This is a genomic window from Shewanella intestini, from assembly GCF_018221465.1.
Taxonomy (GTDB): Bacteria; Pseudomonadota; Gammaproteobacteria; order Enterobacterales; family Shewanellaceae; genus Shewanella; species Shewanella intestini.
This window is the reverse complement of record NZ_JAAIKR010000006.1, coordinates 109182-122201: the sequence shown is the minus strand read 5'-3', so window position 1 is coordinate 122201 and position 13020 is coordinate 109182. Positions and strand designations below refer to the sequence as shown.

Here is a 13020-nt window from a genome sequence, read left to right as displayed (position 1 = left end):
CAAAATAAGCTAAAAACCAAAGCACGAATGCACTAAAGAGCTAAAGTTCAGATAAAAGCCACCGTACTTAAGGGCAAAATAAACCTTGCTCAGTTAACAAAAAAGCGACCATATGGTCGCTTTTTGGTTTTTAGTCACTGGGTGACACATTGCCTGTTAAGCACATTAGAACGCATATTTCACACTGGCAGTAAAGTTAATCGGTTCGCCCGGCATGGTCCATAACTTGTGGTATGAGCTTTCAAAATATTGCTCATTAAATACGTTATTTACATCAAACATCACTCTAAATTTACTATTGATATCTACCCCTGCAGACAAGTTTACTAAGGTGTAAGCAGGTAAAATATAATCTGGATCAGTGGTTTCACCTAAACGATCGCCAACGTAATTAACCGTAGCGCCAAAATACGCCTCTTTACCCATAATGTCGGTGTAGTGTTTTAACGTAATATGGCCAACATGTTCAGCAACATTAATTAAGCGTGAACCTTTAGGAATCGGTACGCCCCAATCGTTATCGATTAAGTCTTTTGCTGTTCTGGCATCGGTATAAGCGTACGCAAACTCAATACTGGTGTCATCGGTCAACAAAGTATTGAACTCTAGCTCAACGCCCTGACTTTCAACTTCACCCAACGTGGCGGATAATCCGGTATCTGGTTCTGCTGTTAACATGTTAGTTTTACTGGCATCAAACCATGCCAAGCTGCCGCTAAATCGCTCAGCAACGTCTTGCCATTTAAGACCAATTTCATAGGACTGTGTGGTTTCAGGGTCAAATGCGTTACGGTCAGAGTCAAGCCCAGGGTTAGGTCTAAAGCCTTCTGCATAACTGGTATACAGATTAACCTTGTCATCTAACTTATAAACTAAACCAAAACGTGAAGACACTTCGGTTTGATCATTCTTTTGCGACTCATCATCAATCTTGTTGAGGATTTGCTGATTAAAGTTATCGACGCGAAAACCTAATAAAAAGTTAACGTTATCAGTAAGCTCAATAATATCTTGAGCATAGAATCCTAAGCCATTTTGTTCTTCTGAGGTTAACGTCGTCGGTGATGTTTCAGGTTGAGCCATCGTGTAGTCAGGGTTATTTGGGTCAATAGCATAAGTGGTATCGCCAGAACCCCAAGCCGTACGCCACACTCTGTAATCGGTATCTAACTGAAAGTGGTAATAATCTAAGCCAATTAACAGGTTATTTTTAAAGCCAGCCACACTGGCATCGCCACTTAACTCAAACCTAGCTGACAAGTCTTTAGCTTGGTAGTCGCGCTCTCTTTTTTGTCTTGATAACAAATTAGGGTTGGTATAAATCAACTGCCGACCAGCTGAAAGTTCAGTATCAGATGACTGACCTTTAAATGAAGAGTCTCTATAAGCCAAACCCGTTAACATGTGCCATTGGTCATTTAATTGATGATTTAATAGTAATTGATGCCCTAACGCTTTAACTTCATGAGCACCATCTCGCACATCACCGTAAAAAGCCGAAGTATCAACAGAATCAAAGTCGTTATCTAATATATACACACCACGTTCTAACGGTTTATGCTGATCTAATATTTCCATTTCATAAATTAAACTGGTGTTATCAGAAATATTCCACAACAACGACGGACTTAAGTTAACGCTCTTAAAATCAACATGATCACGATACGTATCTGAATCTTCATAGAAACCATTAATTCGATAAGCCACCTCATCGGTTAAGCCTTTGGTGTGGTCAAATTCAAATTGTTTTTTATCAAAGTTGCCCAATGCAGCCTGAATATAACCTTGCTCAGTAAACTGCGGTTTTTTGGTAATAATATTAACCGTCCCACCAGGCTCACCTTGGCCATAAAGTGCTGACCCCGGCCCCTTCATCACCTCAATGGTTTCAATGTTGGCGGGGTTACGATTACCGTTATAACCACGCGAGTTAAAACCATTAACTAAATATCCAGTCGGGTTATTTTCATCCCCTGAAAAGCCACGAATAGCAAAACTGTCAAACATACCACCCGAGTTATTTTGCCTAACAATGCTAGGAGAAAAGTCCAATGCATCCATAAAACGGGTAATGCCTTGATTTTTAATATCATCGGCATTAATTCTATCAACCGCTTGCGGCGTATCAATTAAAGGAACATTACCGCGATATGGCTGCCATTGGCGAGTCACTTCAATGTGCTCAATACCATTAGTTGCTGTATTTACCGGATTATTATCTTGTGCAATTGCAACGTTAGAAATAATAATTAATGGATATATAAGGTGGTTTTTCACGTTCTTGACTCTTAGAAAGGTAGTATCGAAGTTACGTTATGTTACAACATATCATAAGTTGTAGTCAAAGCGATTATGCAGACACCAAATAAAACACCCGTTGTTTACGAGTGTTTTATTTTAACACCGGTTGTATTGGTTTTGTTTAGTAACCATTAAATCTCAATAAGTTAATAACTTTAGACTTAACACTTTTGAGGCAAACAACTAAATGATTATTGTTGAAAAAAACGTGGAAAACGGTGTTAGAAATAAATGGTTTTTAAAAAGTGGGGTATTACTGTCAGCTTCACCCGCATCAATATCACGGCGGGCTAATGATAAGACAAGATATTCAGTCCAAGCAGTAAATCCGTGCCTCGCACATTACTCGCACAATCTTCAACACCTGAAATTAAAGGTAACCTTTAGCAATTGATACCACCACAAAAAAAATTATTGTTTCAGATAATTTGCTAGCTTTGAGATACAAAAAATAATAGATGGTAATAAACAAGAGCCCCGCCCGAGATTCTCTGTTAGATTTTTGAAATATCGATATCCCGATACTCTAAAGCGAAACAGTTATATTGTGAGATAAAAGTGTAACCAGCAGCTATCTAGAAAAGCTAGCTTAGAAAACTCTTGGTTTTTAACCCAATTATTACTGAATTTTGTTTAAGTATCAACTAGATAACAAACTCATAAAGGATATTCGCCAAGCAACCAACAAAGGCATGGCGATTGGCAATAATAAATTTAAAGATGAAATAGAAAAACTCACAGGAAAGAGCATGAAACCGAAGAAAATGAGTCGTCCTGTTAAGACAAAAAAATAAGTTTACTCTGCCCCAACTTACACGGCCCCACTTATATTAATTGTGTTTAATAAACCCAGAAATTAATTGAATCTGCGATCTGCACAACTTGTAGGTTTGGCTGTAATGGTATTCTTGCATTATAGGTTACTGTCATTTTTTAATGACTGCCATTGATATTTCTACGTTTACCAACGCTTTTAAATTATCAATTAAAACCTTAGATTTAACTCCAATTTAAGCATTAATGCCTTGGTAAATATGAAATGACAAATTGTTATTAAAATGAATAGTCGTATTTTTTATTTGCAGTAAACAGACATTGCCGATGGCAGCTTACGCCAGTACTAACCTAAGTAAAAATATATTGCTACAACGGATGAATAAGCAGAGTTTACCAACTTTCACAATAACCACTTATTTCACGGTAATGATGTTTGTTCTAAACAACATAGATGAACGCTAGGAATAATCATGTTTTTTAAAAAGAGCAAAGCCGCCAAAGTTAACCAAAGCACAACGGCAGAAGTCCTTAAAGGCAGTAGCAATAGAGTTGCCGACAAGTTAGCTTTGACACAATATTCACTTATATTATGCTATCTTCCTCCTTCTCTTGCTGCCCAAGATGTTTCCCAGCTAACAAAACAGCTCACTCAACGTTGCGGTGATGTCATCACCATTATGTCTTCAGGAACCATATCAGGTACAGAAAACATTTATAACTCACCGGATGAGTCAAATGTCGTCATTCATGCATTCCCTAAAAGTATGATCTCTGATGTTAGTGTCGCTAAAATTTCTATCCCAGCTCACACCACGGATAAAGAGATCCATCGACACAAAAACAGCTTAAAAAGCAGCTTGAAAGGCGTAAATTTTAATTTTGATGTTGATTTAAAAGATACTTTTATTTTGAGTTATTTCTCAGGCTTAAATGCATTTGAAAACCAAACTGTTGAGTCAATTCTTAATTCTGGTAACGAAAACTTTTCAACCCACATCATTGGCGGTAGTGCTGGAGGTAAACTTGACTTTAAGTCAGCAGCAGTTGCTCATAACGGGAATTTTTCTGAGTCGCAACTACTGCTCGTGGCAGTAAAATTACATCCTGACTTTGGTTATGCCATCAATAAAACTCATAACTTTGCCAAAAATCGCATCTCATTTGTTGTCGCGAAATCCGATAACACCACACGAACAGTAACTCATGTTCTTGATGATAATGGTAACCTAACCTCTATCGTTTCCTATTTATGCTCAGCGTTAAGTTGTTCGAAACAAGAGTTATCAGCACAACTTGCTAATAAACAATTTTGTGTTGATATTGAAGGTGACGTGATGATCCGCAGTGTTGCTGCTGTTGATCTCGAAAAAGAATCAATTGCTTTCTTCTGTGATATGGCCTTTGGTGAAACCATTTATATGGTCACACAAGAGGATTTTGCCACTAAATCAAATCGCGAATTTGATAAGTTTACTAATGATCTTACCGCTAAATATTGTCAAGAAATCGATACTATTATCGGTATCGATTGTGTGCTGCGTCGTCTACAAAATGACCCTAAAGTACTCAAACAAGTACGACTTAATAATGTTAAAAGCCATGCGGCATTCTCAAGCTTTGGCGAAATCCATGGACAACACCAAAATAATACTTCGGTGTTAGTGGCAATTTATCGTAAGCAAACCCAATCGCCACATGCATCTGTTAAGCGTTACTTTGTCGCGCTTACCGAAGTCGCCCGCTATTACCTTGCGGTAGAGCTCAATCGAGAACGCTTTATTGGTGAACTAAAAACCTCATTAATTGATGAACTTAATCACTATGAAGGAATCGTGGTTAGCTCCACTGAAGACTTATTACGCCTCAGTGAATTATCTGGTTTAATTGATGGTGAACAACAAACAGTATCACAGCTTATTAACGAACTACTCGCCAAAGGTGAAAGCCAAGCCCAAATTCGTCAAGACCTTGAAGCACGCGTTACAGAATTAAAAAATAGTAGCAAGCAGATTTTAAATGTTATGTCGAGTATCGATGCGATTGCCGAACAAACCAACCTACTGGCGCTCAATGCCGCAATTGAAGCCGCTCGAGCCGGTGAAGCTGGCCGTGGTTTTGCGGTGGTTGCAGATGAAGTAAGAAGCTTAGCCTCTAAATCACAACAAGATATTGGCCGCAGCCGAGAAGCGATTGATTCTGTTGAATTGTCCATCGCGAATATCAGCAAATCGGTCGACATTCTTACGACCACTTCAGTACAAATGGAACAATCGATTGAGTCTGCCATGGAACAAACCAAGAAAATTGCTGAATTAACCTCTAAATCAAGTCAAATTGCAACCCATGGCCTAAGTAGCGCACAAGCAAACCAAAACGAGCATGTACGAATTCAAGCACAAAAAGATAAGTTAACTTCACTTCTTTAATAACTAAGATTTTCGTGGGGTCAAATTTAGTTGACCACCACAGTAGACACTATCCGGTTTATCATTAAAGAAATTATACATAAATATACAAAAGGCAAGATATTAACCTTGCCTTTACTTTATTTATGCTGAATACCAACCATCAGCCAAAACTTCAGCTTGCTCCAATACAAGCTTAATTGCATCTTCCGCAGCATCCGGTGGATACTTCCAGCGTCGTAATAAACGGCGAACAAGGTTACGCATTCGCGCACGTACACTGTCACGTTTTTGCCAATCGACAGTCGCTGATTTGCGTAATTGTTGAGTAAGCTCAATGGCAAGGCTACGAAGAGTATCATCCCCAAGTTGACGGACAGACTCTTCGTTTTCAATTAATGCACGGTAAAAAGCTATTTCATCGACTGAAAGATTAAGTTTATCGAGCATTTCTGCATCTTCTTGCATCTCCTTTGCCCATTGAATGAGTTCTTCAATGACTTGAGCCGTTTCAATGCTGCGATTATGGTACTTTTGAAGTGTCGACATAATACGCTCGGAGTATTTTTTCTCCTGAACTTTATCGTTTTTCATACGAGCTTTCACTTCATCACGAAGCAGCTTTTCTAGTAGCTCTACAGCTAGGTTCTTCTCCTTTATGTTCTTCACATCTTCTAAGAACTCTGGTGAAAGTAAGCCAATATTGGGTTTATCTAAACCCACCATGGAGAAGATATCATCAACTCCATCAGCAACTACCGCATTATTTAAAATTTGCTTTAAAGCTGTATTTCGTTCTTCATCAGTGCGCTTTTTATCTACTGTAGAATGTTTGATGAAGGCCGTTTTAATCGCAGAGTAAAAGGCTATCTCATTTTTATATCCCTGAGTTTCATCCATGGTGTTACACAGCGAATATGCCTTGGATAGCGCCGCCATCACATCTAAAAAGCGTCTCTTTCCATCTCTGACTTCTTTTCCGCTACCGTCAGTTTGAGACAGTCCAGATAAATGGTTCACCGCACCAGGTAATAACCTTAAAGCATCGGTTTCAAAGTCAGGTCGATAGTTAAACACTTTGCCATCAACGGGCGTTGCAAACATCCCTCTGATGATATCAACCTTTTCCATCAACACAGCAAATGCTTCTGCTGTATCGACGGTGGGCTGACCTTTGCCTTGGCTATTGGTATAAGTTTTTAGTGCATTTTTAAGTTCATTCGCGATACCAATATAATCGACAACCAATCCACCAGGTTTATCCTTAAACACTCGGTTTACACGAGCAATGGCCTGCATCAGGTTATGCCCTTTCATCGGTTTATCGATATACATGGTATGACAGCATGGTGCATCAAAGCCGGTTAACCACATGTCGCGAACAATCACCAACTGAAGCTCATCGTCAGTATCTTTATAACGCTTCTCAAATAACTTTTTGGTTTTCTTATCATGAATGTGAGGCTGCATCTTCTCTTTGTCTGATGCGCTGCCTGTCATCACAACCTTTATTGCGCCCTTATCTGTATCTGGGTGATGCCATTCAGGTTTAATCGCTACGATGGCGTTATAAAGGTCAACACAGATTTCACGGCTCATCGACACAATCATGGCTTTTCCAGGAAATGTCGATGTTCGAGTCGTAAAGTGTTCAACCAGATCTTTTGCAACTTGGTCAATACGGGGCTGTGCACCAACAAGCTTTTCAAGCGTCGCCCATTGTGATTTCACCTTTTCGCGAGTTTCAGTTTCTTCATCTTCACCAATCTCATCTTCAACTTGTTCGTTAAGCTGTTCAATTTCATCTTGATTAATATCAAGCTTAGCTAGACGAGATTCGTAATAAATTGGAACAGTGGCACCATCATCAACGGCATCTTGAATATCATAGATAGAGACATATTCACCAAAAACACCACGCGTGTCTTTGTCATCCATTGCAATCGGTGTTCCTGTAAAGCCGATGAACGAAGCATTAGGTAAAGCGTCACGCATATACTTGGAATAGCCATAAACATACTTATGACCCGTTACCGTGCCGTTTTTGTCCTTCACTTCCACCATCTTTGACTTATTGCCGTACTGGCTTCGATGCGCCTCATCCGACACCACTACGATATTACTTCTTTCAGATAGCCTGGGGTGCTCTGTCTCTTCATCTAATAGAGCAAACTTTTGAATCGTCGTGAAGATGATGCCGCCAGATTGGCGATTAAAAAGCATCTCTCTAAGAGAATCACGGTCATCAGCTTGCTGAGGTATTTGTTTTAACGTCTCTTGCGCCATCCCGAAGGTATTGTAAAGTTGACCATCTAAATCATTTCGGTCAGTCACCACAACAATCGTCGGATTATTCATTGAGGCTTGCTGTAACAACTTACTTGCGTAGCAAACCATAGAGATACTTTTACCACTACCTTGAGTGTGCCAAACAACTCCAGCCTTACCAGAACCGGCCTTAATTTTATCAAGCCCTTTTGTCGTCTGAACTTGGTACTTAGCAATATTATCTGCCACCATTGGCAGTTCATTATCGAACTGTTTTGCTTTCACAGTCGCCTCAACAGCTGCTCTCACCGCATGGAACTGATGATAGCCTGCAATTTTCTTGATAATGTTATCGTTGTCAGTTTCAAACAAAACAAAGTAGCGAATGTAATCAAGTAATAAATCTTGTTTGAAAAAACCACGAATCATGGTTTCTAATTGAAAGTCTAATAGCGGTCTGTCATCTTCTGTAGCGACAGTTTTCCACGGTAAGAATCGCTCTTTATTAGCAGTTAAAGACCCAACACGCGCCGTCCAGCCATCGCTGACAATCAAAGCTTCATTGAAAACAAACAGATCTGAAATTTCATCTTTATAGGTTTGAAGTTGATTAAAAGCATTCCAAATATCGGCATGTTCATCTGCTGGATTTTTTAACTCAATAACAGAGATGGGTAGGCCGTTAATAAACACCACAACATCAGGGCGGCGATTAATTTTTGTGCCAGTGATGGTAAATTGATTTACAACTAAAAATTCGTTGTTATCTGGATTCGCAAAATCCATTAAGCGAGCATGGGTGTGTTTAGAGGTCGGCTGACCATCTTCAATCACAGTGTATTCAACAGGTACACCCTCAATCAAAAGCTTATGGAATGCTTGGTTATTTTTGATAAGCACTGGAGTTTCAGGTGTGCTAACGGTGTTCACTATCTGATTGAGCGTTTCTTCTGGCAATTCAGGATTCAAAATCTCTAGTTGATTAAGCAAACGTTGCTTCAGCACCACCTGGTGATAGTCATCACGTTCGGGCGAGTCTCCATCCGGTGCGATATCATAGCCACTCTTGTAGAGGTAGCCTTGGTCTATGAACCAATCGAGGCATTGCTGTTCTAGTTGGTCTTCGGTGATCATGCTGAGCCCTTGCCTCCCTCACTAATGTCATTTGATAGTGTTGCTTCTATATCTTGTACCGATGGTAACTGACCTTGAATCTCACTAGGGAGAGTTTCGGCAAGCTTGTACTCTGCAATGCCTATTGGTGAAGTCTTATTGCGAACCGCATATTCCGCTACGATTCGGTTACGCTCTTTGCAAAGCAACAAACCAATGGTTGGAGCATCATCTTCACGCTTTAGTTCGCCATCTACCGCAGATAGGTAGAAGTCTAATTGCCCGATATCTTTTGGGGTGAGCTTGTCGGCTTTTAATTCAATCACCACATAACATCTCAGGTTTAGATGGTAAAAGAGCAGATCGATAAAAAAGTCATCACCACCTACATTCAAGTTGTATTGCTGACCAACGAGAGCAAAGCCACTGCCCAGTTCGAGCAAGAAAGCTGTGATATGTTTCATCAACGCATTTTCAATATCTCGCTCTTTAGCTTCAACCTTCAGATCGAGAAAATCGAAGTTATAAGGATCTTTAAGAGTTTGCGCGGCTAACTCTGAGTTAGGTTGTGGCAAAGTCATCTCAAAATTATTCACCGCGTTGCCTGAGCGTTGAAGTAAGCCACTCTCAACTTGGTGAGTCAGCACAGCCCTAGACCAACCATGCTTAACCACTTCACTGGCATACCATAATCGCTCTGTTGGCTCTTCAAGCTTTTGAATCAACGCAATATTGTGGCCCCAAGGAATTTGTCCAACAGCTTGTTGGACAATTAGATCAGATTTAAAATCAGGCCAAGCTAACGCGAATGCACGCATATTCATCAAGTTACTTCTCGATAGCCCTTTCATGGCCGGAAAGGCATGCTTAAGATCTTGAGCAAGCTGTTCAATAACCTTTGTTCCCCAGCCTTGATTCTGTTGCTTACTGGCAATCTGATCGCCAATAGACCAATAAAGCATAATTAACTCAGCATTAACGGCAAGTGACGCTTTCTGCCGTGACTGCTGTACTTGTTGTTTTAGTGCTAAGAGCCAATTCTGATAATCAAGATTAGTGGTTAAAGTCATGTTGGCCTCTATTTTGTCTCTAACTCGATTTCGCCGGAAAGCAATTTAGGGAGTAGCGTGTCGCGTAACGATTCCAAAGATGCATTCTGTGCTCTATTTTGAGGAATCAACTGATAAAACTTATCGACGATAGCGGAGAAAGCTTCACGTAGCTCAACTGGTGGTACAGCCATTTCCCAGTTCATGATTGCAGTCTTATCACCTCGCGGCATTTTTGCGCCTTTCGAGGTTCTAGTCATGTACTCGAAGAATGTATCTTGATAGAGCAAGTTCATCAGGTATGAGTCAGTATTTTTACTGACTGATTCAAAACCAAGAACATCATTGGAGCGACCACCACTTCCCTCAGCCAGCCAGATCTTCTTAAAGTAAGGACGGATGTTTGAAACTAAGATGTCTCCCGACTTATATGCTGCGACAGTTTTAGCTGTTGGAAGCTTAGATGCAACGGTTACACCTTTCTTTTCAGCGAGCATATTCTCTGTAGAAATATAATTTTCAAGTGTAATTGTGTCGATGTTGGTTCTTGCTGAACAGTATTTTGCTACGTTGCTCAGTGTGCCTACACCCCAGCCTTCAGGAATCAAACCTAACTCAGACTCAACGAGCTTTTCTGGGAATAGCGAGGCAGTGGCGGCATCCATACCCTCTGGCAGTTCACCATTCATCTTGGCTTTAACCGGATCGAAATCGACAAACCAAGATTTGAAGATGGCTTGCGCCATTTCTTCAAGAGTTTGGTTAGTTTGTTGATTGTTCGAAATTTTCTTATCAATAGAGGCTAAATGGTTTCCGATTATTTCTCGTTCGAATTCATTTGGGTATTGAAGTTCATAACCATATATATCTTTAAGAGTAATACTAGCCTGACTCGCACTACCTTGAGCAGTAGATACGATATAGTCAGCGAAATCTTGGCTCTTGAGTAAGTAATAAAGAAATGTTTGATCGGATAAACTCTTGTTTTTGACCCTTAATCGAACTGCATTCTGGTTAAGAAGACTACCATCTACACTGTGAGGAACTCGGATTGTTTTACCAACTACAGAAGCTGGGTTAGTTGGCCATGATCCTACTGTTGCAATTACGACATCACTTTCTAACAACGTTACCGTTTTGTTTTTAACAGCTATTTCATCATTAACAAATTTCAAATCACTTGTGTCGATACTGTTTTGCGTAAAGTTACTAACCCTGACAACAGGAGTTCCAGACTCAACGTAATCTTTAGATTTAAAAGCAAAGCCTTTTTGATGTTCAACAATCTCGTTAAGAGTGATGGTCGACCATTTAGATGTCATAACCTAACCCCGCTAGGTTCTTCTTAATCTCGACCTCTAACGTTGCTGATTCAGCAAGCTGCTCTCCCAGCTTAGAAGTCAGTGTTGCCATCTTCTCGGCAAAAGGAACGCCATCGTCTTCTTCTTCCACAGCACCAACGTAACGGCCCGGTGTCAGCACAAAGTCATGTTTGGTGATTTCTTCAAGCGTTACTGATTTGCAGAAGCCTTGAATATCACGATATTCATCGCTTGGGCCGAAAATTGCTCCTGCATTTTCGGCACTTCCGCCATCCATGGCGGTCGTCTTCATAAGCTCTTCACTTTTTTTCATTTTCCAAGCATGGAATATGTCGGCTACTTTCTTAATATCATCAAAGCTAAAGTCACGTAGCACGCGGTCTTTCATGAAGCCAAGGTTACGCGCGTCGATAAATAGCACTTCACCTTTACGTTCACGCAGCTTGCGACCAGCTTTATCAACACGAGGGTTCTTGTTCTTGGTTAAGAACCAGATACATGCAGGAATTTGCGTGTTGGTAAACAATTGACCGGGTAACGCGACCATACACTCAACAAGATCGTTTTCGATAAGTGCTTTACGGATTTCGCCTTCGTTGTTGGTCGTTGAACTCATCGAGCCATTTGCCAACAGAAGCGCCTGAGAGCCTTCTGGTGCTAGGTGGTGAAGCATGTGCTGCATCCATGCGAAGTTCGCATTACCTGCTGGCGGTTGACCGTATTTGAAACGAGGATCGTTATCATCAACACCTGTGTTCCACTCTTTCATGTTGAATGGAGGGTTAGCCATGATGAAATCAGCACGAAGATCAGGGTGCTGCACGTTAGTGTAGGTACTTGCAGGCGCTTTACCGAAGTCGTAATCAAGACCGCGAATCGCCATGTTCATCGCCGCTAGTTGCCAAGTGGTGTGGTTATATTCCTGACCGTAGATAGAGATACGCTGCTTCTGCGTTAACGCATCGACTTGCCTTTCGTTGGCGTGACGCTCGATAAATTTTTCCGACTGCACAAAGAAGCCACCACTGCCCATAGCTGGGTCATAAACTCGCCCTTCATATGGCTCAATCATCTCAACGATAAGGCTAACGATAGAGGCTGGTGTATAGAACTGACCACCTTTTTTACCTTCCGCGAGGGCAAACTGACCAAGCATATATTCGTACACATGACCAAGAATATCTTTACTGTTTAGATTCGCATGAACAAACGGAATTGTCGCAATCAGGTTGATAAGCTCGTTTAGCTTTGCCTGATCGATCTTCAAACCTGAGTATGATTTGTTTAGCACGCCTTTAAGTTTAGGGTTATCACGCTCAATGCCTTCTAGGGCATTATCAATCAAATGACCAACGGAGGTGATCTTCTTCGTCACTTTCTTGTTATTTGGGCCATCAATCTCAAGATCTGCGCCACCAATAACCAGTGGTGCGTTATCTTGCAAGAACTGCCAACGAGATTCGGTCGGTAGCCAAAATACGTTCTTCTCGGTGTAAAAATCACGCTGCTCAAGCTCGATAGCGATCTCTTCGGCTAGCTCTTCTGCGCTGAAAGCGGCAGGATCGAGATAGTAGTCATGATCGGGGTTAGCAAGATCGGCCTTAATCTCATCTTGACGCAATGTAAAGGCATCTGAAACGTATTTAACGAAGATTAAGCCCAGTACAGCGTGTTTGTAGTTGGCGGCATCAAGTGTAGAGATAAGCTTATTGGCGGCTGTCCAAAGCTTGCTATTAAGGTCTTTTAAGAATTGCTGTTCTGTTTGTTTCATAATGTTTTTTTAAT

General features: G+C 40.8%; 6 protein-coding genes. 1 reads left to right on the top strand and 5 read right to left on the bottom strand.

Features of this window, described 5'->3' with window-relative positions; translation table 11 throughout:
- Nucleotides 1-165: 165 nt before the first annotated feature.
- The gene (locus tag G3R48_RS08460; RefSeq protein ID WP_212593276.1) at nucleotides 166-2277 is read right to left on the bottom strand and encodes a TonB-dependent siderophore receptor; all 2112 of its coding nucleotides are present in this window, start codon (nucleotides 2275-2277) and stop codon (nucleotides 166-168) included.
- Nucleotides 2278-3548: 1271 nt separating this feature from the next.
- Between G3R48_RS08460 and G3R48_RS17340 the strand changes: the two genes are divergently transcribed.
- On the top strand, nucleotides 3549-5504 hold the full coding sequence (locus tag G3R48_RS17340; protein WP_153664268.1) for a methyl-accepting chemotaxis protein: 1956 nt from the start codon (nucleotides 3549-3551) through the stop codon (nucleotides 5502-5504).
- Nucleotides 5505-5627: 123 nt separating this feature from the next.
- On the opposite strand, the gene G3R48_RS08450 is transcribed toward G3R48_RS17340, so the two are convergent.
- Genes G3R48_RS08450 through G3R48_RS08435 form a run of 4 tightly spaced genes read right to left on the bottom strand, consistent with a single transcriptional unit; the run spans nucleotide 5628 to nucleotide 13006 of the window.
- The gene (locus tag G3R48_RS08450; RefSeq protein ID WP_153664270.1) at nucleotides 5628-8885 is read right to left on the bottom strand and encodes a type I restriction endonuclease subunit R; all 3258 of its coding nucleotides are present in this window, start codon (nucleotides 8883-8885) and stop codon (nucleotides 5628-5630) included.
- Nucleotides 8882-9934 carry a PDDEXK nuclease domain-containing protein gene (locus G3R48_RS08445; RefSeq protein ID WP_153664272.1) on the bottom strand — a complete coding sequence of 351 codons (1053 nt, stop codon included), beginning with the start codon at nucleotides 9932-9934 and terminating at the stop codon, nucleotides 8882-8884. Before G3R48_RS08445 ends, G3R48_RS08450 begins: the two co-directional genes overlap by 4 nt.
- An 8-nt stretch (nucleotides 9935-9942) precedes the next feature.
- Nucleotides 9943-11235: a restriction endonuclease subunit S gene (locus tag G3R48_RS08440; protein WP_153664274.1), complete on the bottom strand. Its 1293-nt coding sequence runs from the start codon at nucleotides 11233-11235 to the stop codon at nucleotides 9943-9945.
- Nucleotides 11225-13006, bottom strand: coding sequence for a type I restriction-modification system subunit M (locus G3R48_RS08435; RefSeq protein ID WP_153664276.1), 1782 nt, complete (start codon nucleotides 13004-13006; stop codon nucleotides 11225-11227). The genes G3R48_RS08440 and G3R48_RS08435 overlap by 11 nt, the downstream gene beginning before the upstream one ends.
- Nucleotides 13007-13020: the final 14 nt, after the last annotated feature.